Annotated in this window: 20 protein-coding genes and 2 tRNA genes; 10 read left to right on the forward strand and 12 right to left on the reverse strand. The window is 61.5% G+C overall.

The window, feature by feature from the left end; genetic code table 11:
- Nucleotides 1-171: 171 nt before the first annotated feature.
- Nucleotides 172-1,797 (forward strand): glucose-6-phosphate isomerase, encoded by a 1,626-nt coding sequence (pgi, locus tag K6G35_RS08530; RefSeq protein WP_035882637.1) that lies wholly within the window; start codon nucleotides 172-174, stop codon nucleotides 1,795-1,797.
- Between the two features lie 15 nt (nucleotides 1,798-1,812).
- On the opposite strand, the gene K6G35_RS08535 is transcribed toward pgi, so the two are convergent.
- Nucleotides 1,813-2,511, reverse strand: coding sequence for an ABC transporter ATP-binding protein (locus K6G35_RS08535; protein ID WP_008651672.1), 699 nt, complete (start codon nucleotides 2,509-2,511; stop codon nucleotides 1,813-1,815).
- Here K6G35_RS08535 and K6G35_RS08540 point away from each other — a divergent pair.
- On the forward strand, nucleotides 2,498-3,178 hold the full coding sequence (locus tag K6G35_RS08540) for an arylesterase (RefSeq protein WP_035882636.1): 681 nt from the start codon (nucleotides 2,498-2,500) through the stop codon (nucleotides 3,176-3,178). The genes K6G35_RS08535 and K6G35_RS08540 overlap by 14 nt on opposite strands.
- Nucleotides 3,179-3,313: 135 nt before the next feature.
- Here the strand turns inward: K6G35_RS08540 and K6G35_RS08545 are convergent, their stop codons facing one another.
- The 8 genes from K6G35_RS08545 to mnmC all read right to left on the reverse strand — a co-directional run bounded on the left by K6G35_RS08545 (nucleotide 3,314) and on the right by mnmC (nucleotide 14,445).
- Complete coding sequence (locus tag K6G35_RS08545) at nucleotides 3,314-5,260, reverse strand: SurA N-terminal domain-containing protein (protein ID WP_035882634.1); 1,947 nt, start codon at nucleotides 5,258-5,260, stop codon at nucleotides 3,314-3,316.
- A gap of 243 nt (nucleotides 5,261-5,503) precedes the next feature.
- Nucleotides 5,504-5,580 (reverse strand) — tRNA-Asp (locus tag K6G35_RS08550).
- Nucleotides 5,581-5,621: 41 nt separating this feature from the next.
- Nucleotides 5,622-5,697: transfer RNA gene (locus K6G35_RS08555), tRNA-Val, on the reverse strand.
- A 253-nt stretch (nucleotides 5,698-5,950) separates the two neighbouring features.
- Nucleotides 5,951-8,362 carry an endopeptidase La gene (gene lon, locus K6G35_RS08560; RefSeq protein ID WP_008651665.1) on the reverse strand — a complete coding sequence of 804 codons (2,412 nt, stop codon included), beginning with the start codon at nucleotides 8,360-8,362 and terminating at the stop codon, nucleotides 5,951-5,953.
- Between the two features lie 246 nt (nucleotides 8,363-8,608).
- Nucleotides 8,609-9,886, reverse strand: coding sequence for an ATP-dependent Clp protease ATP-binding subunit ClpX (gene clpX, locus K6G35_RS08565; protein WP_008651663.1), 1,278 nt, complete (start codon nucleotides 9,884-9,886; stop codon nucleotides 8,609-8,611).
- 281 nt (nucleotides 9,887-10,167) lie between these two features.
- Complete coding sequence (clpP, locus tag K6G35_RS08570) at nucleotides 10,168-10,818, reverse strand: ATP-dependent Clp endopeptidase proteolytic subunit ClpP (protein WP_008651661.1); 651 nt, start codon at nucleotides 10,816-10,818, stop codon at nucleotides 10,168-10,170.
- Nucleotides 10,819-10,927: 109 nt separating this feature from the next.
- Nucleotides 10,928-12,277 carry a trigger factor gene (tig, locus tag K6G35_RS08575; RefSeq protein ID WP_495675556.1) on the reverse strand — a complete coding sequence of 450 codons (1,350 nt, stop codon included), beginning with the start codon at nucleotides 12,275-12,277 and terminating at the stop codon, nucleotides 10,928-10,930.
- A gap of 149 nt (nucleotides 12,278-12,426) precedes the next feature.
- Nucleotides 12,427-14,445 carry a bifunctional tRNA (5-methylaminomethyl-2-thiouridine)(34)-methyltransferase MnmC2/FAD-dependent 5-carboxymethylaminomethyl-2-thiouridine(34) oxidoreductase MnmC1 gene (mnmC, locus tag K6G35_RS08580; RefSeq protein WP_495675557.1) on the reverse strand — a complete coding sequence of 673 codons (2,019 nt, stop codon included), beginning with the start codon at nucleotides 14,443-14,445 and terminating at the stop codon, nucleotides 12,427-12,429.
- A 123-nt stretch (nucleotides 14,446-14,568) separates the two neighbouring features.
- Between mnmC and K6G35_RS08585 the strand changes: the two genes are divergently transcribed.
- The 3 genes from K6G35_RS08585 to K6G35_RS08595 all read left to right on the forward strand — a co-directional run bounded on the left by K6G35_RS08585 (nucleotide 14,569) and on the right by K6G35_RS08595 (nucleotide 18,212).
- Entirely contained in the window at nucleotides 14,569-15,426 is an 858-nt protein-coding gene (locus tag K6G35_RS08585; protein ID WP_008651658.1) for a 23S rRNA (adenine(2030)-N(6))-methyltransferase RlmJ, read from the forward strand.
- 1,564 nt (nucleotides 15,427-16,990) lie between these two features.
- Nucleotides 16,991-17,515, forward strand: a complete 525-nt coding sequence (locus tag K6G35_RS08590; RefSeq protein WP_040011307.1) for a phospholipase D family nuclease — start codon at nucleotides 16,991-16,993, stop codon at nucleotides 17,513-17,515.
- Nucleotides 17,516-17,762: 247 nt separating this feature from the next.
- Nucleotides 17,763-18,212 (forward strand): YdeI/OmpD-associated family protein, encoded by a 450-nt coding sequence (locus K6G35_RS08595; RefSeq protein WP_008651656.1) that lies wholly within the window; start codon nucleotides 17,763-17,765, stop codon nucleotides 18,210-18,212.
- Nucleotides 18,213-18,250: 38 nt separating this feature from the next.
- Here K6G35_RS08595 and K6G35_RS08600 read toward each other — a convergent pair whose 3' ends face one another.
- Nucleotides 18,251-19,225 carry a LysR family transcriptional regulator gene (locus K6G35_RS08600; protein WP_495675558.1) on the reverse strand — a complete coding sequence of 325 codons (975 nt, stop codon included), beginning with the start codon at nucleotides 19,223-19,225 and terminating at the stop codon, nucleotides 18,251-18,253.
- A gap of 149 nt (nucleotides 19,226-19,374) precedes the next feature.
- Between K6G35_RS08600 and K6G35_RS08605 the strand changes: the two genes are divergently transcribed.
- From K6G35_RS08605 to K6G35_RS08615, 3 genes are all read left to right on the forward strand, one after another.
- Nucleotides 19,375-20,919, forward strand: coding sequence for an acetolactate synthase large subunit (locus K6G35_RS08605; RefSeq protein ID WP_035882631.1), 1,545 nt, complete (start codon nucleotides 19,375-19,377; stop codon nucleotides 20,917-20,919).
- Between the two features lie 138 nt (nucleotides 20,920-21,057).
- Nucleotides 21,058-21,468 carry a tautomerase family protein gene (locus K6G35_RS08610; protein WP_035882630.1) on the forward strand — a complete coding sequence of 137 codons (411 nt, stop codon included), beginning with the start codon at nucleotides 21,058-21,060 and terminating at the stop codon, nucleotides 21,466-21,468.
- Between the two features lie 81 nt (nucleotides 21,469-21,549).
- Nucleotides 21,550-21,705 carry an aldehyde dehydrogenase family protein gene (locus tag K6G35_RS08615; protein ID WP_411860083.1) on the forward strand — a complete coding sequence of 52 codons (156 nt, stop codon included), beginning with the start codon at nucleotides 21,550-21,552 and terminating at the stop codon, nucleotides 21,703-21,705.
- 29 nt (nucleotides 21,706-21,734) lie between these two features.
- Here K6G35_RS08615 and K6G35_RS08620 read toward each other — a convergent pair whose 3' ends face one another.
- Together K6G35_RS08620 and K6G35_RS08625 are read right to left on the reverse strand one after the other, a co-directional pair.
- Nucleotides 21,735-23,447: a thiamine pyrophosphate-dependent enzyme gene (locus tag K6G35_RS08620; RefSeq protein WP_495675559.1), complete on the reverse strand. Its 1,713-nt coding sequence runs from the start codon at nucleotides 23,445-23,447 to the stop codon at nucleotides 21,735-21,737.
- A gap of 255 nt (nucleotides 23,448-23,702) precedes the next feature.
- Complete coding sequence (locus tag K6G35_RS08625; RefSeq protein WP_193750071.1) at nucleotides 23,703-23,900, reverse strand: nuclear transport factor 2 family protein; 198 nt, start codon at nucleotides 23,898-23,900, stop codon at nucleotides 23,703-23,705.
- 254 nt (nucleotides 23,901-24,154) lie between these two features.
- Here K6G35_RS08625 and K6G35_RS08630 point away from each other — a divergent pair, with 254 nt between their 5' ends.
- Together K6G35_RS08630 and K6G35_RS08635 are read left to right on the forward strand one after the other, a co-directional pair.
- Nucleotides 24,155-25,057 (forward strand): LysR family transcriptional regulator, encoded by a 903-nt coding sequence (locus K6G35_RS08630; protein WP_008651648.1) that lies wholly within the window; start codon nucleotides 24,155-24,157, stop codon nucleotides 25,055-25,057.
- Nucleotides 25,058-25,642: 585 nt separating this feature from the next.
- Nucleotides 25,643-26,539, forward strand: coding sequence for a hypothetical protein (locus K6G35_RS08635; RefSeq protein ID WP_040011301.1), 897 nt, complete (start codon nucleotides 25,643-25,645; stop codon nucleotides 26,537-26,539).
- Nucleotides 26,540-26,880: the final 341 nt, after the last annotated feature.

Genomic DNA, 26,880 nt, shown 5'->3' on the forward strand with positions numbered 1-26,880 from the left:
GGCGTTGTCCCCCTCTGCTAAGGTAACGACATCCCGACGTCGGAAACCGTCAATCCGGCAAGCCTCGTTACTTTTTGCTGCCACTTCCGGAATTTGCGATCACATTCTGGCGATATACTTGCTGGCGCCTGCCTCGTGCAGGCGTTCGTGCCCGATTTCCCCCAAGAACGAATGCCGACTGACCTCCAAGCCTGGAACACCCTTCGCCAACACCATGACGTCGTCCGCGAGACGCCGATGCAGCAGTGGTTCGCCGAAGCCGGGGCTGCTCAACGGGTCGATGCTTTCTCGCTGGAAGCCTCCGGCCTGTATCTGGATTACTCGAAGAACCGCATCACCGGCGAGACCCTTGCGCTGCTGATGAAGCTTGCCGAGGAAGCCGGCGTGCCGGCACGCCGCGACGCTATGTTCGCTGGCGAACATATCAACGCCACCGAAGATCGTGCCGCGTTGCACGTCGCGCTACGCGCCCTGCCCGACGCGCCGTTCAAGGTCGACGGGGCGTCTGTCATGCCCGCCATCCACGATGTACTCCGCCGGATGCGCGAGTTTGCCGGCCGAGTGCGCAGTGGCGTTTGGACCGGCTCCACGGGCCAGGGGATCACCGACATCGTCAACATCGGCATCGGCGGCTCTGACCTGGGCCCACGCATGGTATGCCGCGCCCTGGCGCACCTGGCCGACCCGCGCGGACCGCGTGTGCACTTCGTTTCGAATGTGGATGGCACCGAGCTTGCGGAAACGCTCCAGCGCCTGGATCCGGCACGCACGCTGGTGATCGTCTGTTCGAAGACGTTCACAACGCTCGAAACCATGGCCAACGCCTGCAGCATGCGGGACTGGTTCCTCCGCCACGGCGTGCCCGAGAACCAGCTCGCGCGGCACTTCGTCGCCGTATCGACCAATCGCGATGCCGTGGTCGAGTTCGGCATCGACCCGAACAACATGTTCGAATTCTGGGACTGGATCGGTGGCCGGTTCTCGCTGTGGTCGTCGGTCGGCCTGTCGATTGCGCTGGCCGTCGGCTTCGACGCCTTCGAGGACCTGCTGCTCGGCGCCCGGGCGATGGACGATCATTTCCGCACTGCGCCGCTCGCCCAAAACATGCCCGTGGTGATGGCGATGCTGGGAATCTGGTATCGCAATTTCCACAACATGCCGACGAGCTGCATGGCGCCCTATTCGACCTCGCTCGAACTGTTTCCGGCGTTCCTCCAGCAACTCGAAATGGAGAGCAACGGCAAGTCGGTCCAGCTCGATGGTCGTCCGGTGGACACCGATACCGCGCCAGTGGTCTGGGGCACGGCTGGCACCAACGGCCAGCACGCCTACTTCCAGATGATCCATCAGGGCTCGCAGATCGTGCCGGTCGATTTCGTCGCGCCGCTGGTGCCGCCGCGCGAACTGCCAGGCCATCACGTCAAGCTGCTAGCCAACTGCTTTGCGCAGGCCGAGGCATTGATGCGCGGACGCAGTGCGGAAGAGCTGCAAGCGGCCGGCGTCGACGTAGCGCGCATTCCGCATATGGTGTTCGAGGGCAATCGGCCGAGCAACATGCTGCTGATGGAAAACCTGACGCCGCACGTGCTGGGCGCGCTGATCGCGCTCTATGAGCACCGCACCTTCGTGCAAGGCATCGTCTGGAACATCAATTCGTTCGATCAGTGGGGCGTGGAGCTCGGCAAGATCCTGGCGCGCCCGATCGAGGCCGAACTCAGTGGCAATGCCACGGAAGCCCACGATGCATCGACTGCCGCGCTGATCGCGCTGGCGCGACGCTCACTGGCACGCAGTTAACCCCGTCTACGCCGTTCAGACGCCCGCATCCATGAACTCGTCGCTAGCTACACGGCCAGCCTCGATCGTCAGGATGCGGCCGCATCGCGCTGCCACCGAACGGTCGTGCGTGACCAGCACGAGCGTCGATCCGGCATCGCGATTGAGCTCGAACATCAGCGCGATGACCGCCTCGCCCGTGGCGGTGTCCAGACTGCCGGTCGGCTCGTCCGCAAACAGAATATCGGGCCGCGCAACGAAGGCGCGCGCCAACGCCACACGCTGCTGCTCGCCGCCGGAAAGCGTGCGCGGATAATGGGACAGCCGCTGACCGAGCCCTACTCGCTCCAGCATGTCGACGGCCCGCTCGCGCACGCGATCGGTCTCACCACGCAACTCGAGCGGAAGCATTACGTTCTCCAGCGCGGTCAGATGGCCGACCAGCTGGAACGACTGAAACACAAAACCAACGTGACGCCCGCGCAGCGCGGCACGCTGGTCTTCATCGAGCCGGAACAGATCCTGACCATGGAGCCGGACCGATCCCGTGCTCGGCAGATCGAGCCCGGCAAGCAGGCCAAGTAGCGTGGATTTGCCCGACCCAGACGCCCCGACAATGGCCAACGTTTCACCCGCCGTGACGGAAAACGTTACGTCGTGCAAAATCGTCAGCGAACCGGTCGTATCGGCTACGGTCTTTCCCAATGACTCGACGGCAAGAATGGACGTGGACATGCGAGAGAGGATGACAAACAGTAGGCGCCGGCAATGGCTGGCGGCGTTGGGTATCACACTGGCAACTGCCGTCATGACGGCTGTGCCGGCGCACGCGCAATCTGGCAACAAGCCCGCGCTGCTGGTACTGGGCGACAGTCTGTCGGCGGAGTACGGCATTGCACGCGGCACTGGCTGGGTCAGCCTGCTGCAGGACCGCCTGAGCAAGGAGCGGTTCGATTATAGCGTCGTCAACGCGAGCATCAGTGGCGAGACCACAATCGGTGGCAAGACGCGCCTGCCTGACCTGCTCAAGCGACACAGGCCGGCAGTGGTGATCGTCGAGCTGGGTGCCAACGACGCCTTGCGAGGCTTCCCGTTGCAGACCACCGAGGCCAATCTGAGAACAATCGTCAGCGATGCCCAGCAAGCTGGCGCCACCGTGCTGCTCGTAGGAATGCGAATCCCGCCGAACTATGGTCAGGACTACACCGAGCGGTTCTTCGCACTCTACAGCAAGCTGGCCAAGGAAAAACGGGCTGCGCTGGTGCCCTTCCTGCTGGACAACGTGATCTCACGTCCCGAATGGTTCCAGATCGATCGGATTCACCCGACCTCCGCTGCGCAGCCCACGTTGCTGGACAACGTCTGGTCGCAGTTGAAGCCGTTGTTGAAAAAGGCGGCGTAGACACCGGACCTTCGGCCGTGCTGGCGTTGCTGGTACGCGCCACGGCATCCCGAGCTGATCGGCGAGACCAGATACAAGAAAGCCCCTGCAGGCTAGCAACCGCAGGGGCTTTTTTACATCGCAGGCGACGTCGCGTCAGTTCGCAGCAGGTGCGCTCGCTGCCGCCGCGTCGTCCGTCTTGGCTGGATGCAGGATCTTCACCTTCGCACCGGCCTTGAGCACGTCATAGAACGCTGCCAGTTCCGTCTGACCGGCCATCTGGCCCAGTTGCTGCGCGTCAGCCTCACGCTGGTTCGCGTTGGCCTGCGGCGGCGTGCCAACCTTGGCGATACGGTAGATCGCGTACCCATCCGCGCCGAGGTCCACACCCACCAGCGAAGGCAGCTTCGAGGCATCGGCACGCATGATTGCATCGACGGCCTTCGGCGACACGCCATCAGCCTTGGCACGCGACACGGTCACCATCGGACCGAAGCCATCGGCGCTACCGCTCTTCTTCAAGGCATCGAGACGGGCTTCGCCATCCTTGCGTGCCAATTCCGCCGCCTGCTGTGCAACGTAGGCCTGACGCACCAGCGGCTCCACCTCTTCGAACTTGCGCGCGGCGGCCGGACGATAGTCGACAATGCGGGCCGACACCAGCGTGGTCGGGCCCACCTGCACGGCTTCCGTATTGCGCTTGTTCTTGATGGCGTCATCGCTGAACAGCGCCTTGAGCACCTTCTCGTTATTGAGTGGGTTGTCCTTGCCCAGTGCCGGGTTCGGCGTACGCGTGACGTTGTCCGCAGTCTGGATCGTCAGCTTGAACTTGTCGGCGGCGGGCTTGAGGCTCTCGGATTGCTCGTACACCATGTTGCCGAACGCATCGGCCTGCTCGGTATATGCCTTCGCGGCAAGCTGCTTCTTGAGTTCGATCTCGAGTTCCGGACGCACTGTCTCAAGCGGCTCGGTGGCTGCCGGCTTGATACCCGTCAGCTTGATGATGTGATAGCCGTAATCGGTTTCCACGACATCGCTGATCTGGCCATCCTTGAGCGCAAACATCGCGTCTTCAAACGGTTTGACCAGGGCACCACGACCCATGAAGCCGAGGTCGCCGCCCTTCTCCGCCGAACCCGGATCCTGCGAGTTCTTCTTCGCAACTTCGGCGAACGTGTCCGGATGCTTGCGCAGATCCTCGAGCAGCTTCTCGGCCTTCTCCTTGGCGGCCTTGCGGTCTGCCTCCTTGCCATCCTTCGGCGCGGCGATCAGGATGTGGCTGGCGCGACGTTGCTCGTCAGTGCGGAAACGCTGGATGTTGCTGTCGTAGTACGACTTCAACTGATCAGGTGTGATCGTCTGGCTGGCAGCCAGGGCATCACCCGACAGCACCAGATACTCGACCTTGGCCTGCTCGGGCATCGTGTAGGCTGCCAGATGGGAATCGTAGTAAGCCTTCAGCGCGGCGGCGTCCGGCGTCACCTTGGCCGTGAAATCGGCCGGCTTGATGACGATGGCCTGCACATCACGCTGCTGGTCGCGAATCGCGATCAGGCGATCGAGCAGCGACTTCGGCACGAAAGCTGTCGTACCGATGGCGCCACCCAGTTGCTGCGTGGAGAGTTCGAAGCGCATCCGTGCGTCGAGCTGCTCGGGCGTCATACCTTGCGCCGCCAGCAGCTGCACGTAGGCCTTCTCGTCGAACTTGCCGTCCGCCGTGCGAAGCTGGGCAATGGCGGGAATGCTCTGGATCGCTGCGGCGATCTGCGCATCGGAAACCGTCAGGTGCTTCTTCTGCGTGGCTTCGGAGATAACGCGCTGCTGGATTAGCTGATCCAGCACGGCCTGCCGCGCGGCAGGGCCTTCAAACATGCGCGGATCGTAGTTGTTGCCGAGCATCTGGCGCATCCGTTCGCTCTGGTCGCGCACCACGTTGTCGACTTCTTGCACGGTGATGGTCCGGCCGTCGACCTTGGCAGCATCGTGCGAGCTGTCCATGAAGCGCGAATAGCTCTCCACGCCGAAGAATACGAACGACGGGAAGACAAGCACCAGCAGCAGAAGAAGCATCAGGCGCCGGTTGTTGCGTACGAAATCAAGCATGCTGATCCGGTTAAAGGGGTGGCTCGAAAGTCAAACCTTGCAATTCTATCAAAAGCGAGGAGTTGTACTGCTTGAATGTGCGTCGAGAGATGATGCGAAACCGCAATCTGTCGATCCTGCTGGCGTGGTCGCGCCAACGAAGCGGAGGCCGCACAGGCGACTCGTTCCACTCCGATGCCAGAGGCCCGTCTGAAAGCCCGAATTGCGGACACAAAAAAGCCCGCTGACGCGGGCTAATTTTGTTGGCGGAGTGGACGGGACTCGAACCCGCGACCCCCGGCGTGACAGGCCGGTATTCTAACCGACTGAACTACCACTCCGTGTCGGCCCCAATCAGTGGCAACGCATCGCAATGGTGAAGTGGTGGGTGCTGAGGGGTTCGAACCCCCGACCTACGCCTTGTAAGGGCGCCGCTCTACCAGCTGAGCTAAGCACCCACTAGACCATCGCAAGCTGCTGCCTGCAGGGTAATCTCGCTTCGCACGATTCGGCGGTTACTGCTTCGTTGCCGCTGTTTGCGTTGCGAGGCCGCGATTGTAATACGAGACTTTTCGATTTGCCAAGCATTGATTGCAACAATCTTCTGGGCACCGCAAGGCACACGCCGCAGCAGGCGGCGCGCAAACAAAAACGCCGCAGGTTTGACCCTGCGGCGTTCCCAACTACATCTCAGACTGACGCGTGCGTCGATCAGTGATGGATACGCTCCACCTGGGACGCAGCCTTGTCCGCCACCTCGGCGGGCTTGGCATCTTCCTCAGGCAGCGGCTCGGGCTTTCGCTCGAGCGCCAGCTCCAGCACCCGGTCGATCCAGCGCACCGGCATGATCTCGATGGCGTTCTTCACGTTGTCCGGAATGTCAGCCAGATCCTTGACGTTCTCTTCGGGGATCAGCACCAGCTTGATACCGCCGCGATGGGCAGCCAGCAGCTTTTCCTTGAGACCGCCGATCGGCAGCACCTCTCCGCGCAGCGTGATTTCACCCGTCATCGCCACATCGGCACGCACCGGGATGCCAGTCAGCACCGATACCAGCGCGGTCGTCATCGCGATACCGGCCGACGGACCATCCTTCGGCGTGGCGCCCTCGGGCACGTGGATGTGGATGTCGCGCTTCTCAAACATCTCATCCGCGATACCCAGACGACGCGCCCGCGAACGCACCACCGAACGCGCGGCTTCGACGGACTCCTTCATCACATCGCCGAGCGAACCGGTGCGCGTGATGTTGCCCTTGCCAGGCATGATCGCGGCTTCGATCGTCAGCAGGTCGCCGCCGACTTCCGTCCACGCCAGACCCGTCACCTGACCCACCTGGTTTTCCTTGCCGGCTAAACCGAAGTCGTACTTGCGCACGCCGAGGAATTTGTCCAGGTTCTCGGAATCCACCTTCACCGCCGTGGACTCCTTCTTCAGGAGCAGCATCTTCACAACCTTGCGAGCGATCTTCGACACTTCGCGTTCCAGCGAGCGCACACCGGCTTCTCGCGTGTAGTAGCGGATGATGTCGCGGATTGCCGCTTCGGCCACCTCGATCTCGCCCTGCTTCAGGCCATTGTTACGGATCTGCTTGGGCAACAGATAACGCGTGGCGATGTTGATCTTCTCGTCCTCCGTATAGCCCGACAGGCGGATCACTTCCATCCGGTCCAGCAGCGGCGGCGGAATGTTCAGCGAGTTCGACGTCGCCACGAACATCACATCCGACAGATCGAAGTCCACCTCGATGTAGTGGTCCTGGAACGTGTGATTCTGTTCCGGGTCCAGCACCTCGAGCAGCGCCGACGAAGGATCGCCACGGAAATCCATGCCCATCTTGTCGATCTCGTCGAGCAGGAACAGCGGATTACGCACGCCGACCTTCGACAGGCTCTGCAGGATCTTGCCCGGCATCGATCCAATGTACGTACGACGGTGACCGCGGATCTCGGCCTCGTCACGCACACCACCCAGCGCCATACGCACGAACTTGCGGTTCGTGGCACGCGCGACCGACTGGCCAAGCGAGGTCTTGCCGACACCCGGAGGTCCGACCAGGCACAGGATCGGCGCCTTCACCTTGTCCACGCGCTGTTGCACGGCAAGGTACTCGAGAATCCGTTCCTTGACCTTCTCGAGACCATAGTGGTCTTCGTCGAGAACGCGCTCAGCGTTGGCCAGGTCGTTGTTGACCTTGCTCTTCTTGCGCCACGGCAGGCTGACCAGCGTGTCGATATAGTTGCGCACGACGGTGGCCTCGGCCGACATCGGCGACATCAGCTTGAGCTTCTTGAACTCGGCGTCGGCCTTCTTCTTGGCCTCCTTGGGCATGCGGGCGGCCTTGATGCGCTTGTCCAGTTCTTCCAGATCAGCGCCTTCCTCCCCCTCGCCCAGCTCCTTCTGGATCGCCTTGACCTGCTCGTTCAGGTAGTACTCGCGCTGGCTTTTTTCCATCTGGCGCTTGACGCGGCCACGGATGCGCTTTTCCACCTGCAGGATGTCGATCTCGCCCTCGAGCTGCGACAGCAGGCTCTCGAGACGCTCGGTCACCTTGACCATTTCAAGGATCTTCTGCTTCTGCTCGAGCTTGATCGGCAGATGCGCGGCGATCGTATCGGCCAATCGACCGGCCTCATCGATACCGGACAGCGACGTCAGGATCTCGGGAGGGATCTTCTTGTTCAGCTTCACGTACTGGTCGAACTGCGACACGATTGCGCGGCGCAGGGCCTCGGTTTCGGCCGATTCAACCGGTGCGGGGGGCACAGGCACGGCTTCGCACATGAAGTGCGAATCGTCCTCGCTCACCTCGGTGATATTTGCACGCTGCGTACCTTCCACCAGCACCTTCACGGTGCCGTCGGGCAGCTTCAGCATTTGCAGGATATTGGCGATGCAGCCGACCTCGTACAGGTCATCCGCGGTGGGCTCATCCTTGGCCGCAGTCTTCTGGGCCACGAGCATGATGCTCTTGCCCGCCTCCATCGCAGTCTCAAGCGCCTTGATGGACTTCGGGCGTCCCACGAACAGCGGGATCACCATGTGCGGAAACACCACCACGTCGCGCAGCGGCAACAGTGGGAGGCGAATCGGCTCAGCCGGGAGGAGTTGTGTTCCGGACATCATTTTCCCCAGTCAGTCATTTAAGGCGTAAATAGGGTCGCGGAATTCGATTGCAAGATGCCCATCATCGAATCTGTACGCAGAAAAACATGCTGCAAACTGCACTTGCGACCCCCAGTGAAACAGCATACCCGCGTTTGCTCCCGTTCGTTTGTGGAATTGAAGAAAAAAAGCCGTTCGCTTCGCTGCGAACGGCCGCTTGAAATTTGCCGGTGTGGTCGAAGCCACCCATGTGCGGCGCGATCGTCAGTTGGACCCCGCCACCTTGGGCTGCTGCTCCTCATACACAAGGAGCGGCGCCGCGTCGCCAGTAATCGTGTTCTCGTCGATCACGACCTTCTGGACGCCCTTGTAGTTGGGCAGGTCATACATGACGTCCATCAGCGATTGTTCAAGGATCGAACGCAAGCCGCGTGCACCGGTCTTGCGGCGAATGGCCTTGCGAGCGATCGCGGACAGTGCGGCCGGGCGGATTTCCAGCTCCACGCCTTCCATGGCCAGCAGCTTCTGATACTGCTTGACCAGCGCGTTCTTCGGCTCGATCAGAATCTGCATCAGTGCGGCCTCATCCAGCTTGGCAAGCGTGGCCACCACCGGCAGACGACCGATCAGTTCCGGAATCAGGCCGAACTTGATCAGATCCTCAGGCTCGGTCTGCGGCAGCACTTCGCTGACTTCCCGCTCTTCCTTGCTCTGCACCTGGGCGGCAAAACCGATGCCGGTCTTGTCCGAGCGCTGCATAATGACCTTCTCCAGGCCGTCAAACGCGCCGCCGCAGATAAACAGGATGTTGGTGGTATCCACCTGCAGGAAGTCCTGATTCGGATGCTTCCGGCCACCTTGCGGCGGCACCGAGGCCATCGTGCCCTCGATCAGCTTCAGCAGCGCCTGCTGCACACCCTCGCCGGAGACATCGCGGGTGATCGACGGGTTGTCGGACTTGCGCGAGATCTTGTCGATTTCGTCGATGTAGACGATGCCGCGCTGCGCCTTCTCCACCTCGTAATTGCAGTTCTGCAGCAGCTTCTGGATGATGTTCTCGACATCCTCGCCCACGTAGCCGGCTTCCGTCAGCGTCGTCGCGTCCGCAATCACGAACGGCACGTTGAGCAGGCGGGCCAGCGTCTGGGCAAGCAACGTCTTGCCGGAGCCAGTCGGCCCTATCAGCAGAATATTGCTCTTCGAAAGCTCGACATCGTCCTTCTTGCCGAGATGCTTGAGGCGCTTGTAGTGGTTGTAGACCGCGACGGCCAGAATTTTCTTGGCCTGATCCTGCCCGATCACGTACTGGTCGAGGCTCTCGCGGATCTCGTGGGGCGTGGGCAGATCCGATCGCGTGGCGGCCGTGGCGTCCTTGTCGGTCGCGGCGGCCTCGTCACGGATGATCTCGTTGCACAGGTCGATGCATTCGTCGCAAATGAACACCGACGGGCCGGCGATCAGCTTCTTCACCTCATGCTGGCTCTTGCCGCAGAAGGAGCAGTAGAGAAGCTTCTCGCTGGATGAACCTTTTTTGTCCGCCATAGGAATCAGTCACATTAGCAGTGTGTTCCCACCGGGCGGGAGACCGGGTGGGAAACGCATTAAACGCATCATACGCCAAAACAATTGGCACAGTCGGCGGCAACCCCTCCATGTGGGGCAAAACGCAAAAACGAGGCATACAGCCTCGTTCCGGTGTAGCCTTCGCCATTTACGGCGAGCGGATTCGTACAGCACACGCCCGGCATTACCGGGCGCCACCCCGGGGCAATCCTTTCTGGATCGCGCCCGGAATGGCCTGCCGGCACACCGGCCGATCCGTCTCAACTACGACGGGTAATCACCTTGTCGATCAGACCGTAATCCACGGCCTGGTCGCCGCTCATGAAGTTGTCGCGGTCAGTATCGCGCGCGATCTTCTCCACTGGCTGGCCGGTCACCTCAGAAAGGATGCTGTTCAGGCGCTCGCGCAGATACAGGATCTCGCGTGCCTGGATTTCGATGTCCGAAGCCTGGCCACGCGCACCGCCCAACGGCTGGTGAATCATGATTCGGGAGTTCGGCAGCGCGCTGCGCTTGCCCTTGGCGCCGGCTGCGAGCAGGAATGCACCCATGCTGGCCGCCATGCCCATGCACAGCGTTTGCACATCGGGCTTGATGAACTGCATCGTGTCATAGATTGCCAGACCGGCCGAAACCGAACCGCCGGGCGAATTGATGTACAGCGACACGTCCTTATCAGGATTCTCGCTTTCGAGGAACAGAAGCTGGGCCACCACCAGGTTGGCAGTCTGGTCGTTCACTTCGCCGACCATGAAGACGACACGTTCCTTGAGCAGGCGCGAGTAGATGTCGTACGCGCGCTCGCCCCGGCCGGACTGCTCGACGACCATCGGCACCAGACCAAGACCCTGGGTCTCCAGAGCAGAAGCCTGCGTGGTGGCGAGACGATCAAGCAAATCATTGCGGGTCATGCAGGTTCTCCAGATATTCAGGAATGGCGTCAATCGGCCAGCGCGCGAGGCCGATTGACGCAAGCCAGCGCCGCGCCATACTCGCGCGGCTTCCGGCTTATGCCCAACCTCAGGCTTGTGCGGGCGCGGCGGTGAGTTCTTCGAACGACACCGTCTTGTCCGCGACCTTGGCCTTGTCGCACACGAAATTTACCACGTTGTTTTCGAGGACGTAGGCTTCCATCTCGGCCAGACGTTGCTGGTCACCGTAGTACCAGCGCATGACTTCCTTCGGGTCTTCGTAGCTCTTCGCGAAGTCCTCGATTTCGGCCTTGATCTGGTCCGGCTTGGCTTCCAGGCCGTTGGCCTTGACGATCTCAGCCAGGATCAGGCCCAGCTTCACGCGGCGCTCGGCCTGTTGGGTGAACATCTCGGCCGGAATCGGCATGTCCTTGGCGTTCGGCACGCCACGTTGCTCGAGGTCGCGACGGGCCATTTCCACCAGGCGCTCCTGATCCTGCTCGACCAGCGCCTTCGGCACGTCCAGTTCGCTAACCTTCAGCAGCGCTTCCATGACCTGATCCTTCAGCATGGAGTGCGTGCGGCGCTTGACTTCGCGCTCGAGGTTTTCGCGGATGTCGGCGCGCATCTTTTCCACGCTGCCGTCAGCGATGCCGAGCGACTTGGCGAATGCGTCGTCCACTTCCGGCAGGTGCGCCCACTCGACCTTCTTCAGCGTGACCGTGAATTCAGCGGTCTTGCCGGCCACTTCCTTGCCGTGGTAATCGGCCGGGAACGTCAGCGGGAACGACTTGCTTTCGCCCACCTTCAGGCCCAGCGTGGCCGTTTCGAACTCCGGCAGCATGCGGCCTTCGCCCAGCACGTACACGAAGTCCTCGGCCTTGCCGCCAGCGAACTCGACGCCGTCGATCTTGCCGACGAAGTCCAGCGTCACGCGGTCGCCGTTCTGGGCAGCCACATCGGCGCCACCGTCACCGTGGGCACCCGCATCGCCACGACCGTGGAAGTGCACGCGCTGCTTGCGCAGGATGTCAACGGTCTTGTCAATCTCGGCATCGCCGATTTCGGTCTGGGTGCGGGTCACTTCGGCCGACGCGAGGTCGCCAATCTTGACCTCCGGATACACCTCGAACGTGGCTTCGAAAGCCAGTTCGTCGTCAGCCACGCCTTCGGTCTTGATGTCGAACTTCGGCTGACCGGCCACCTTCACTTCCTGGGCCTGGGTGATGTCGAAGAACTTGCGGGCAGCCTTGTCGAAGCGCACTTCGAACTCGACTTGCTGGCCATATTGCTTCTCGACCATCTTCATCGGCACCTTGCCCGGGCGGAAGCCGGACATCTTCACGGTCTTCGACAGACGAGCCAGGCGTTCCTGGGTTTCCTTCTGCACTTCGGCCTTGGGAATAGCCAGGGTCACCTTGCGGTCCAGCTTGCCGAGGTTTTCAATGACGTTCGACATGGTCGTTAATCCAATCCAGAAATGTTGTTGTCAGCGCAACCGCCTGCATCTCGGTCCACCCGCGACTGGCGCCGACGAGCGGGGGTCTCCGTGCAAACGGAAAACGGGGATTATCGCACGGTTTTGATTCGCTTCCGGCAGTTTTTACCCTAGCCGGCCGTATCCACCCCAGGACCCACCGATTCGGGCGCCTGCGCTTGACCGTGTCGGAGCGCGCGTAGCAGGAGCCGTGCGGGATCAATCGCATCTGCCAGGTCGGCCTCGAGCGGCAGTGGCTCACCCTCGATCTGGCTGGCGATCAGTTCCGCGCACAAGGCAGCCCATGTGAGGCCTCGCGACGCATACGCAAGGGCCGCATACAGACCGGGAAGCCGTGGCAGATCGCGCAAATGCGCGCCACGCAACGCACCGGCATGGGACAGTGCCTGCGCATCGTCGGCGATGCGCCCGACGAGTGGAAGGCGGTTGTACGTGACCGTGCGCACGCCGACGTAACCCTGCAGCGTGGCGGGGTCGATCTGCGCGATTTGTGACGCCCGGTCCGGCAGCAGCGACGCCAGACGATCGAGGTTGGCAGCGTGCACTTCCGGACGCTCGACCAGCGGCCCTTCGTCCTCTTCATAACTCGAGCCCATCCTTGCTCCGCCCGCCGCGTCACGCGGCAATAGGTAACCACCGCCGGTCACGACGCAATCAGGCCAGCCACCCAGCGCCTCTGCCTGCGCGGGCGCCAGATCCGTCAGTTGGCCACGTACCCGGCGCAGCGCCAGGAACTGGCCCGAGGTCAGCCGATCGGCTTCGTAGGCATTGGCGAGCACAAGAACCGGCGCGGCGGCCAATACGCCACCGCCATCGGCAAGCGCCTGCCACGCATCGCCGATCTGGCTGATCGCCGCCACGCGGCAATTGAATCGCGCATCCACAGCCGCACCAGCTTTCGCAAGCTGCGCGCGGCATATGTCGGGCGGCGCTACCCAGCCTCCCTTCGGAAACCACAAGCCGCCTCTCGGAACCGCTGCGCCATGCTGCTCCGCAGCCTCTTGCGGCGACATCCAGCGCACAAATGACTCCGGAAACCTAAGCTCCGCAAGCGCGGCCTGCTGCGCCGCGCTCTCAGCATCATCCTCGCCGAGTTGCAGGACTCCAGTGCCGTGCCATCCCGCGGGATAGCCAGCCGCCTCCAAGGCGCCCCACGCGCGCAACGCATGGAGGTTGCCTGCACGGGACAGTCGCGAAAGGAAGCTGTCGTCGGCGGACACATGCGCATGCATCGCCGCGGCACGGTGGCTCGACGTCTGTCGCGCCGGTCCGTCGTGGGCATCAAACAACGTCACGCGCCACCCACGCGCAGTCAAGCGTTCGGTCACGGCGCAGCCCGCCAGCCCCGCGCCGATGACGATGGCGTGTCGCTCCGCCCATTGCGCTGCCTCGGGCGGCGCATGACGACGGTTCTTCCAGACTGGCGCGAAACGCGCCACGGTCATGTCCCGCTTGCCACCAAATCCGGGCGCCTTGTGCACCTCGAACCCGGCCGCCTTGAGCCCGCGCCTCACGAATCCCGCCGCTGTGTAGGTCGCGAGCGTCGCACCGATGCGAGCGAGACGCGCCAGGCCGCGGAACACGCTGTCGGACCACATGTCGGCGTTGCGCGATGGCGAAAACCCATCGAGGTAGAACGCATCGGCGCCAAGCACGAGTTTCGGCAACATCGTTTCCACGTCGCCCAATGCCAGCGTCAGCGTGACCGCCCCATCCTCGAACGACAGCCTGTGCAAGCCGGGCAGCGCGTCAGGCCATTGTTGCTGCAATTGGTCGGCTAACGGCAGCAGCTCGCCCAGGCCAGCATGTGCATGTAATTGCGCCAGACCTTCGCGCGTGAAGGGATGCTTCTCAATCGACACGAAATGCAGCCGTTGGCAACGCTGCGGATCGCTACGCCATGCCTGCCAGGTGGCGAGGAAATTCAGGCCCTGCCCAAACCCCGTCTCGACAATGACAAACTGCTCGCGCCCGGCCCAGCCTCCGGGCAGACCATTGCCACCGAGAAACACGTGATGCGCCTGCGCCAGACCTCCACGCGCGCTGTGATAGACATCGTCATAGCGGGGCGAATAGGGAGTACCGTCACTGGACAGAATGGGCTCGGCGGGCTCGAGAACGCGCGTCATGGCAAGGATTCATACGGCCGGAAATGGCGGCGGATGGTAGCATAGCGCCCTCCCCGCGCACCGCCCTGAAAATGCCTTCAAGGCCGTATTTGCGCGAAGTTTGCGCGCCGTCATTCCCTCGCCATGCTCAGTTATCGTCACGCCTTCCACGCCGGCAATCATGCCGATATCCTCAAGCACGCCGTCGTCGTCCAGTTGCTGGACTACCTGACGCAGAAGGACAAGGCGTTCTGGTACATCGACACCCACGCCGGCGCCGGGCTCTATGCCCTTGATCACGCCTACGCGCAGAAGAAGTCGGAGTTCGAGACCGGCATTGGCCCGCTCTGGCGCGCCGCCGCGAATGGCCAACCAATGCCCGCCCTGCTCGACGCCTACCTGGAACAGGTACGTGCGCTGAACGAGGACGGCAGTCTCAAGCACTATCCCGGCTCGCCGTGGCTGGCGTGGCAAATGCTGCGCGATGCGGACCGCCTGCGCCTGTTCGAACTGCACAGCACCGAGATCCAGGTACTGCGCGACAATTTCCGCGGCGCGGGACGCAAGGTCATGCTCTATGACGGCGATGGCTTCAACGGCATCAAGGCTATCCTGCCGCCCCCGCCCCGCCGCGCACTGGTGCTGATCGATCCTTCTTACGAAGACAAGCAAGACTACGCCCGCACACTCGATACGCTCAAGGCTGGCCTGGAACGCTTCGCCACGGGCATCTACGCAATCTGGTATCCCGAGGTGCAACGACGGGAATCGACCCAGCTACCGGCCCAATTGAAGCGCCTGCCGCTCAAGAGCTGGCTGCATGTCTCACTGACCGTCAAACACCCGGTCGCGGGTGGCCTGGGCCTGCATGGCAGTGGCATGTTCATCGTCAATCCACCCTGGACGCTCAAGACCGCGCTTCAGGAAGCCATGCCGAAACTGGTCGAATTGCTTGGGCAGGACGGCGGCGCGAAGTTCACGCTCGAGTCATTGGATGGCTAAATCCGCACTTCTGCTATCACCAGAAAGTGCTTCATGCAAATCCTTTTGGCTATGAGTGGGATAAAACTAACTCATTTGAGTTAATCCCCTCGCACGTAGGGCAGACGACGAAGATACATTATCAGACAATTCAAACTGTCGTGATTGACCCCACGATAATTCATCCCGGCCCGCCTGCTTCGCGCAGCGGGCTTTTTTTTCGGCTTTGAACGTATGGGGACAATAGGCTGCATGTCTCGATGCGCCAGACTTGTAGACGCAATCAGATTTCCAGTCCCTAGTCGCATGAACCGATTGATCTCAGCTCTTCTTGCCCTTGCCTCGGCAGCCTTCAGCGCAGGATGCTCATCCTTCGATCTTTGGCGCGGCACCTACGAAGGTGTCCGCAGCCACGATGCCGCGGTGAATCCTATGACTCCGGGAACGGTAAGGCAGACGCTTCCGCCCTATGAGGATTATGAGCGGGAGCGTGACAGGGCGCGTGGCGGGAATCCGTCTACCCAGGACCAGTAACTGGCAGAAAGCTCGATCCCTCACCCACCATGGCATGCGATGTCTCGCATTGGAACCGCGTCCATCCGCAGATCTCCGGCAGCAAGAAGCACCATCCGAGACTGAGCAAAACCCGCCAGGCTTGCACAGGGCGGGTTGATGTCGACACATCACCGCAACGATTCAGCGGTGATCAGCAGGGATTACTATTTTGGCCGGTAGCGCCCAGAAGAAACCGTAGTAGACAGGAACGAACATGAGCGCCCCTTCACTGCCGCGTAACAGCCAACGGCTACGGCACAAGCGCCCTAACCTGCTGCGTGGCCGCCACGCGAAGGCGCCCAATGGCCTCAGACAACTCCACAGCCTCGCGTTGCTTTGGACCCAGTGGATCCACAGCGCAAATCGACACGCGCGCCATGATCTCTCGCCACTGGACGGCGGTAGGCGGTACTGCACCTCGGGCGTTCACAAAACCGCGCAACCAGTTCACAAATTCAACTTCACTCACTTCAAACCTCGACCATCAATGCCGGGGCATCACTTATCGATGCTCCCGCTCATACAGCCACCAAAACTCTGGACTGGACAAGGTTCAGTAAAGGCAAGGAACTACGATCGATACATAGAATTTTTCCTAAATTGCATCGACTCACTTCCGAATGATTTGGCCCTGCCCCGTCGGTCACGCGGCCCGCATCGCCAACACGCGTACCGCTGCTGACCGGGCTTGCATCGACCAATTGATGGCCCGTATTAGCCGCCACGCCTGAATGTTCCGAGTCGTCAATGCCCCCTAGATCTCCCAACGATCTGCCAGCCTCATGACGCCCCAGAGCGCGAAGAACACAACAAAATAGGCGAACATGGCAAACTTCCTTAACTGGTTGGTACAACTTCATTTCAGCAACCAGCAAGAGCGGATCCAACCATCCAGCTCCGAATTGAACCTAGGAAACTTCCCATTGCGGGACCACCGGCCACGCCGACGCCGAAACAACCACTGCGAGCGTCGATGTACGTGGCGCATAGCCGGTCCAGCGCCATGCACTCCGACCAAGGCCCTAACGTCATGACAAGAATCCGAAGCATCGCCCTGGCCACCCTCCTCAGCATTTCATCTCTCGCCCATGCCGGTCCCAGCATTCAGGTCGGCTTCTCCCCAGAGGGTTCGGCACGAGAGCTTGTCCTGAAGACTATCGGTAGTGCGCAGCATTCCATTCAGATGCTCGCCTACTCGTTTCAAGCTCCTGACATCATGCAGGCGCTGGTTGATGCCAGGAATCGAGGCGTGGAGGTGCGCGTGGTAATCGACAAGAAGCGCAACCTGGGCAAGACGAGCTTGGCGGCCATGGACTTTGTGACCAGCAATGGTGTGGAATTGCGAACCAATGACCATTTCCACATCCATCACGACAAGACGATCATTGTCGATGGCAACACGGTTGAAACGGGCTCCTTCAACTTCGCGCCATCCGCCGAGACATCCAACTCCGAGAATGTGGTCGTCATTCGAGACATGCCGGAGATTTCACGCCAGTACATCGAGCATTGGCAATCACGGTGGAATCTGGGGAAGGCTTATCCGGCACGATAACGGAACCGCACCGGGAACATTGGCGGCTGGTCGGTTCACGTAAATGGCGGTTCAGGGGCAGGGATTTGAAGCTGTCAATACTAGATTGCCCCGGCTTCGACTGGCGGGATGTCGTCTTGATCCTTCGCAGGCGCCAGCACGCGGTCACCTCTTCAGGTTATGCTCGGGCGTCATCGAGCCTTCCTTTGAGTACGATAGCCGCGCACATCCGCGTCGGGCCGCACCACATCTTCGGTTCTCCGATCGCATGAAACTCAAATTCCAGGCAAAGGTCGTCCCTTCGGGCAACGCAACGGCCGTCGAAGTTCCGAAGGATGGCATCGAGTCGTTCGGCGCGGGCGCGCGACCACCGGTCGCCATCTCCATCAACGGCCACAGATGGCGAAGCAGAATCGCCGTGATGAATGGCAAATGCTTGGTGGGTATCAGCGCGGCCAACCGGCGAGAAAGCGGTATCGCGGAGGGCGACCTCGTCGACGTTCTAATAGAACTCGACGAAGAGCCGAGAACACTGCCGGAACCGACAGACCTTTCTGAGGCCCTGAGGAAAAATAAAGGCGCCAGAGCCGCCTTTAATAGGTTGCCGTTTGGGCTCAAACGGAAGCACATCGCTGCGATTGAGGAGGCCAAGTCTCTCGATACGCGGCAGCGTCGCATCGCCAAGCTCGTCAGCGAACTGCAGCAAAGTTCGGCCTAACCCTTCGCCGCACACCGACGTGCTACGGCCGTAGCAGTTCAGCGAGACGGGTATCGACGCGGTTTAGGCTTCGACGCCGTGGCGGGATGACCCGCATCTCGCTGCAGTGCAGTCGGCAGTTCGGTCCTCAGCAATTCGATCCACGCGCGCGTTTTGGCCTCAAGGAACTTCCGCGACGGCATCATCAGGTAGACGCCGATAGCCGGGGAGCGCCACGCGGGAAGTACGACGCGTAGTTCGCCGTTGCGGATGTGGTCCACGGCCGAGAAGATCGGCAGCAGCGCAATGCCCAGCCCGCCGCTCGCCGCGTGGAGGACAACGCCGGGGTTGTCACCCACCAGCGGGCCGCCCGCGTACAGTGTGAAGCTGCGTGTGCCGTCCGTCAGCGTCCAATCAGGCGTCGTGGACGGGTTGGCGATGCGCAGACAGGCATGGGCTGCCAGTTCCTCGACGGATTTCGGCGTGCCGCGCCGCTTCAGATAGGTTGGCGCCGCGCACAGCAAACCGTAGGTTTCCCCAAGGGCCTGCGCCACCAGGTTCGAATCGGGGAGCCGTTGCGCCAGGTAGACGCTGGCGTCCACGCCTTCGGCAATCAGGTCCGGGGCGTATTGCGACGTGCCGTACTCCACTGTCACCTTCGGATACATCGCGCAGTACTTCGACACAAGCGGCACCACATAGCGTTCGCCAAACGCGGCCATGCAACGCACCCTGAGCCGTCCGCCCGGTTCGACATTTGCGCCGCCCACCCCGCTTTCCGCCTCGGCCACCATGTCGAGAATGCTCCGGCACTGGTCTGCATACCGCTCGCCGACGCTGGTCAGCGCCAGCCTGCGTGTTGTCCGTTGCAGAAGCTTGGCCTGCAGGCGCTTTTCCAACTCGGAAACCAGCCGCGAGACCTGCGCCGTCGTGAGCGCCATCTGGGCGGCGGCGGCCGTAAAGCTGCCCGCATCGACGACCCGCAGAAACGCTGTCATCGCATGGAGCAATCCATAGTCGAGATTCTTACGCATGACGTAACAGAGTTTCCGAGTTGACTGTATTTTTACATCGAATCGAAGTTTCTACTATCGATCCGTGCTCGGTTGCACAACCTCGTTGCCCCGCTACGAAACCGCGGCGGACGAGGGTTCGATGGTGGTTCGATTTCGGAGTGTCAAGCATGAACGGTGCGGAAAGTCTGTTGCGCTCGCTGGTGGCGTGTGGCGTGGAGGTGTGTTTTGGCAATCCGGGCACGTCGGAGATGCATTTCGTGGCGGCGCTCGATTCGGTGGATAGCATGCGCCCCGTCCTCGGCCTGTTCGAAGGCGTGGTCACTGGCGCCGCCGACGGCTACGGCCGCATGGCAGGAAAGCCCGCCGCCACGCTGCTGCATCTGGGTCCGGGCCTGGCCAATGGCCTGGCCAACCTGCACAACGCGCGGCGGGCATCGAGCCCGATCGTCAACATTGTTGGCGACCATGCAGCGTCCCATTCGCGCTACGAGGCACCGCTGACTTCCGATATCCAGGGATTCGCGCGGCCGGTATCGCAATGGATTCACTCATCCGCAAGCGCGCTGACGGTTGGCGCCGACGCCGCGCGCGCCGTGCAAGCGTCGATGGAGGCACCCGGCCAGGTGGCCACACTGATCCTGCCCGCGGATACCGCCTGGGGCCAGGCCGATACCGTCGCAGCGCCACTGCCGCTACCGAGTCGGGCGCCGGTAAGCGGCGCCACCATTGCGAACATCGCCGCGCTCGTCCAGCGTGGCGTGAAGACGGCGTTTCTGCTGCGCGGTGACGCTTTGCAGGAACCGGCCCTGCACGCCGCAGGCAAGATCGCTGCGAAGACCGGTGCCCGCCTTCTTTCCGATACGTTCGCCCCGCGCCTGCAGCGTGGCGCCGGGCGCGTGCCCGTGGAACGCCTGCCGTACTTTGCCGAGCAAGTTGCGGATTTCCTGGCTGGCACCGAATTGATCGTGCTGGTCGGCGCGCAGCCACCCGTCAGCTTCTTCGCCTACCCTGACAAACCAAGCTGGCTGACGCCGGAAGGATGCCGGTTGGCGGTGCTCTCCCATGCGCACGAGGACGGCACCGGCGCGCTGGAAGCGCTGGCCGACGCGCTCGGCGCAAAAGGTTCGATCGCGGGTCGCAGCGTACGCAAGTACCTGGAGCCTTCTGCCAGCGGCCCCCTGACCCCCGAGTCGATCATGCGCAGCGTGGCCAGGCACCTGCCCGAGCAGGCCATCGTCACCGAGGAATCGGGCATGGCGATGGCGTACTACGGTCTGACCGAATCAGCCGCGCCGCACGATTTCCTGACGCTGTCCGGCGGGGCCATCGGCAGCATGATGGCGCTGTCGATCGGTGCCGGCATCGCCTGCCCGGACCGCAAGATCGTCAACCTGCTCGGCGACGGCAGCGCCATGTACACGGTGCAGTCGCTGTGGACGCAGGCTCGCGAGAAGATCAACGTTGTCAACGTCATCTACGCGAACCGCGGCTACAAGATCCTCAACAACGAACTGAAGCGTGTTGGCGCGTCACAGGACGGGGCGCGTGCCGCGTCGATGTTCGATCTGCAAGATCCATCGCTCGACTGGGTGGCACTGGCCACAGGCATGGGCGTGGAAGCGGTCCGCACGGTCTCTGCAGCAGACTTCGACGCCGCGTTCGCTTCCGCGATGCAGCGCCCCGGGCCGATGCTTATCGAGGCGCTGATCTGAGCGCTATGCGCTGGAGCCATTCCCGGGCGGCGAATCGAACCTGCCGATGCGACCACCGTATCAGCCGGAATCGGAAGCAGCGATCAACGCCCGCTGCCGGCTGACTCACACCCTTTCATCGACCGAAGAGAATCGATCATGCCAATGACCCACGTATCCATGCGCAAAGGCCAGCCCGCGGCGTTCCGCGCCGCGGTGTTGGAAGCCATACACGAGTCCCTGCAAACATCGCTCGATGTGCATCCGGAAGCGTTCTTCATGACCATCAGCGAACACGAGGATGCGAACTTCCACGCCAACATGACGTATCCGTTCGTGCGTTCGCCAAATCTTCTGCTCATCCAGATCACGCTGACAGCGGGCCGGTCTACCGGCGACAAGCAGCGGTTCTATCGCCATCTCGTCGCACGGCTCGAATCCGGTTCCGGCGTCAAGCCGGCCGACGTGTTCATCAATCTGATCGAAGTCGCCAACGAGAACTGGTCCCCTGGCAACGGGCTACCAATCGCTACTGCGCTTCAGCCAGACGCAACTCATGGACCAGGCTGACAAGCGCGCGCAACCGTGCGGGCACGAAGCGATGGCCTGAGTGCCCTGTTGCCGGGCAAGAATCGTGAAAGCCGCGAACGTGTGGCACACCAGATCGATTCGAGCCCCGTGCTTGTCAACACCTTGGCCCACGAGCCGCGCGCACCGTTTGGCGGCTTCAAGCATTCCGGGCTCGGGCGAGAGATGGGCCGATGGGGCATGAGCGCGTACCTTGAGCCCAAGACGTTGCTGACTTGAAGCAACGCCTGGGTCAAACGCTTGGGTCTTCAGCGGAAGTTCTCGCGCACCATTTCCAGTACATCCGCGCCACGTCCGTTGAGGATGGCGCGCACGGAGTACATCGCCATACCGATCACGGGGCCGGCTTCCAGGAAGGGTGGCTTGACCAGTTCCAGCGGATTGACGATCACGTTAAGCAGCGCGGGGCCGGGTTGCGACAGCCACTCCCGCACGGACGCGTCCAGCTCGGAGGCCTTGCGCACGGTCTTTCCCCAGAGGCCGATGGCCTCCGCCACCTTGCCGAAGTCTGGGTTCTTCAGTTTCGTGAAGGTGTCGAGCATGCCCTCGGCCTTCTGCTCGATCTCGACGAAGCCAAGCTTGCTGTTGTCGAACACCACGATCTTGATTGGCACCTCTTCCTGGATCGTGGTGAGCAGTTCGCCGAACAGCATCGCAATGCCGCCGTCGCCGCACATGGCGATGATCTTGCGATCGGGGCATGCCTTTTGCAAGCCCAGCGCGCTGGGCAGGGCGCTCGCCATGGTGCCGTGCAGGAGACTGCCGAAGATCTGGCGTTTGCCGTTGGCATCGAACAGACGCAGCGCCCACACGATCGGACTGCCATCGTCAGCGCAGATCAGCGCATCCTCGGCGGCGTGCTTATCGATGATCGACGCGAGGTACGAACCGGGAATGCTGTCGTTGTGCCCCGGGATGAGAGGCTTCCTTGCCGCTGCCATCGCTTCGGCATAGCGCTTGATGTATTTCTCCTGGAATGACGCGTCCTCGCGCTGGTCCAGATGCGGTAGCAATGCCTGCAGCGTGGTCTGGATGTCGCCTACCGCGCCCAGCGTGATGGGGTGGCGCCGGCCCAGATGCGTTGGGTCGATGTCGATCTGCACGATCTTTGCCCCGTCGGGATAGAACTGGCGCCACGCGAAGTCCGCGCCGAGCAACAGCAGCGTGTCACATTCGAGCACCGCGTTATAGCCAGCTTCATTCCCCAGGATGCCCGTCATGCCGATGTTGTACGGATTGCCCGGTTCGAGCCAGTTCTTCGCGCGCGAGGTGTGAGCGACCGGTGCCTTGAGCTTTTCCGCGACGGTCATGATCTCGGCGAGCGCATGCTCGCAGCCGGACCCCGCATAGATGGCAGTTTTCTTGCCGGTATTTAGAACCTGCGCGATGGCTCCAATCTCCGCATCATTCGGCCGGATGGTCGGACGGCTGTGGTGCACGCGATAAGGGAAGTCCTCCTTCACTTCGCCATGGGAAATGTCTACCGGCACGATCAGCACGGCAACGCCGCGCCTGGCCAGTGCGGTCTGACAGGCCATCGCGGTTTTCCTGCGGGCCTGTTCTGGCGTCAGGATCATGTCGCAGAACACCGAGCATTCCTTGAAGACCGACTTGAAATCTACCTCTTGAATGAACTCGAAGCCCATCTCGCTCATCGCTACCTGACTGGCGATCAGGACAACCGGAGCGCGATTGCGATTGGCCTCGTACAGGCCGTTGATGAAGTGCAGACTGCCTGGGCCGCAGCTTCCGGCGCACGCCGTCAGGTTGTTGGTGTATAGCGCTTCAGCGCCTGCGGCGAAGGCGCCCGCTTCTTCGTGACGAACACCGACCCAGTCGATGGAACTTCGATCGAGGTGTTCGGCGATCATGTTGAGGGTGTCGCCGACGATGCCATAGCAGCGCTTGACGCCAGCCTGCTCGAGTACCTCTACGATGATCTCCGCAACTTTCTTGCCCATTCTTATCTCCTCTACGCTGGAACTGGAAAGCTGGCGAGGGTCCGCTTCGCCATCTTGTCACCCCTATGGCCCCGGAGATCGACGAACATTCTTTGGTTCGCCAGTGGAAAGCCGAGCTTGCTGTGCCTGATGTCCGTCGTTCGTGAGAGCCAGGCCGCGCTGTTGCGTCAGATCAATCGCACGCCGAGAGCATCGGGGCGACCCAGACCAGCGCACACAGCAGTTGCTCCAACCATACCTGTCGCACCCTCCCCTTCACCTCATTGCGCGGTTTTCGCTCCAGACCACAAACAACAACCGTTCGGCGAAGCGCCATGCGCCTTCTTGCTTGACGAAGGAATCGGTGTACCGAAGCGCGGCGATCATTACTTGTCGCGCTTCACCGTCCACTGTTACGTGGCGAGCCAGGCAGAATGTTTCTCCCTTCGCGCGGTCAGATGTCAGATCGAACAAGGTGCTCTGACCAGGACAATGCATGGTGCGTAGTACTGATTCAGGTCAGCGAAAACCGGCATCCCGCAGGTCGAACGGCGGTTATCAGGGCGTGCAAGCAAGGCGCAGTCCAAGTCGTCGCTCATATCGCTAGCAACCTGGGCTTTCGGCTGGGCGCCACAGTTTTGCCCGCGCCGGACGTTTCGAGTTTAGATAGCCTCATCCGATGCGTCCAAGACCTACTATTTATCTGTCCGATACCCTTGAGGCATGAAATGGAACTGAGGCATCTGCGCTATTTCGCGTGCGTCGGCGAGGCGGAGCACTTCGGGAGGGCAGCGAAGGTGCTCAAAATCGCACAGCCAGCGCTTTCGCGGCAGATCCGGGATCTGGAAGCTGAGTTGGGCGTCGCGCTCTTCGATCGCTTGCCGCGCGGAGTACGGCTAAATGCTGTGGGGCGCTCATTTCTCGACGACGTCCGTCGTATTCTGCGCGAGGTGAATGAGGCGAAGCTTCGGGTGGAGCGGATCGCCGCCGGTCAAACCGGAACGCTGCGAGTGGGATTCGGTGAAACCCAGGCGTGGCATGGTGCCGTACCTGACTCGCTACGCGCGTTCAGTGAACAGCACCCGGCTGTGGAACTCGAACTCCATGCCATGGCTTCCAGTCGTCAGATTGATGCGGTCAGCTCGGGAAATCTGGACGCAGGATTCATCTTCAGCCTGACAAAGCCCCCTTCGGAGTTCGCACATCGAAATGTCGCCAGGCACAAGCTGGTGCTGGCCGCACCGAAGGATCATCCCATCATGTCGCTCGACAGCGTGCGCTTGCGTGAACTCCGTGATGTTCCCTTTATCTGGTTCCATCGGTGGGTCTATCCACTCTTCCATGATCGCTTAATACGCGCGTGCCTTCGCGACGGGGCTCTGGCGCCACAAATTGTCCAGCAGGTCACAGATCATGCGACGATGCTCAGCTTGGTATCTTGTCGCCTCGGTGTCGCCTTCGTCAGCGACGCGACGCGGTGGCAGTGCCCGGCTGGCGTGGCCCTTCGCCCTGTCGACGATTTGAACTTTCCATTGCCGTTCTATTTGATCTGGAAGAAAAACAATTCCTCGACACTACTGCGCGAGTTTCTGGAAAACGTCTGGACGGTAACGAGTGCGCGCGATAGCTGACGGCAGCGTCACATGACCGCGATCGCCGTACACCTCGAACCTGTCGGATGCCTCAGAAGAGGCGCTATGAAACGCTTCCAACAGACAGTTGACCCAGAGGACTGGAATCGGCGCCCATAGCTGCTGCGCCGCTCCCCAATCTGCGGCGAAAGCCTGAGGGCTTCCGCTTTTCTTCGCTGCGGGAGCCATAGGGCTTACAGCCCCCTCTTACCGAGGCCGTTAGCGCACGCTCGCAAATCCGGCTTCACACACTCCGCATGGGTAATCTGGTAAGCAGTGATGATCTCTTCCGCCGACCAGTGGTTTAACGCGCAGACTGCAACCAGCAGCAGCTTGCGGTCTAACACCGGTTGCGCCTCCTGTTCCCGGGTAAGCCGCCGCAATGCCGGCAGAGCGGCGGCGGCCTCCTCCCAGAAACTGGTAGGCGTTCTTGGCCTTCCCTTTGGGCCAATTGAGTCGCCCATCAAGACCGGATAGGTTGGGAAGCGGGACGTTTCGTGCCCAGAGGTAGCCGGGCTACCTCATTCATTCACGGCATCGCGCAGCAGCTGTGTGACAACATTTCGATCATCGAAGGCGTGATCAATGGAATTGGTGCAATGGGGACGTCGTCCAGGTAGGGGCGATTTCGGGGTGCCCATTTCGAGGCTCCGTGCGAAACGTATCGGCCTCGCTATCCTCCTTGCTATCGCTACTGGCTCGGGACATGCCGAATCGCCGGACGCGGGTGGATGGAAATTTGCAGTCGCACCCTATCTCTGGTTACCCAACGTGAGCGGTGCTTTCAGCTTCTCCGGAAACTCATCAACAGGAGGGGGTAGGCTCGACCTGGGAACCGGGCCGGACAGCTATCTCCAGAATCTGCAGTTTCTTCTGATGGTGCAGGCCGAAGCCAGCAAGGGGGACTGGGCGATCATCGCTGATGGGGCATATCTCGACTTCAGCCACCAACAAACCACCCTCAATGCCGTCGGCGCCGGGAGCGGCGCCGTGGTTGCCATCCCTCGCGAGTTGGCGACGAATACAAGCAGTAGCCTGAGCGGTGGGCTGTTCGGGCTTGCCGCTGCCTATACCGCGGTGCGATCGCAATGGGGAACGGTCGAGCCGCTCGGCGGGCTTAGATACCTGAACCTCAGCGCCAGCGCGAACTGGACACTATCCGCCACGTTCACGCAGCAAGGCGCGACTCTGGCGACGCAGGGAAGCCTGTCGCAGACAGCAAATATCTGGGATGGAATTATTGGTGTTCGCGGTCGCCTACGTCTCGGAAACCTTGATAGATGGTATGTGCCGTACTACGTCGACGTCGGGACCGGCTCTTCCAGATATACCGTGCAAGCGTCCGGTGGCGCGGCCTATGCGGCAAGCTGGGGAGATGTGCAATTGACCTATCGCTACTTGACGTATCAACTCCGCAGCGGCGACCTTGTTCAAAGGCTGACGTTGAAGGGCCCCATGCTAAGCGTGGCCTTTCGCTTCTAAATACTCGTTTGCCATCAGCGCGCCTTCGCGCCCCACCTCAGGGACTGGCAATCAAGTCGTCCGGTGTTATCCCTGCAATGGTCGTGCAAACGATCCATACCTAATGACCGCCTGGGAGTCGGTAGTCGCCTGCGATACAACTTCGTGGCTCGCTGTCGGTCCCCGCAAGCCGGAATGGCCAAATACCGAACGGCTCCGGCCAGCTTATCCAGCACGCCGGCTGCCTCATAAGGCTCGGTAGCCGCCTTCTGTGCCAGGAAGCCCTTGCCTGGATAGGCGGAGGGCCGAGACCGGCCATTTGCCGACGTTCGTCAACGGCTCCAAATAGCCTCTCGAACGTC

This window comes from Cupriavidus sp. HY129 (assembly GCF_059492215.1).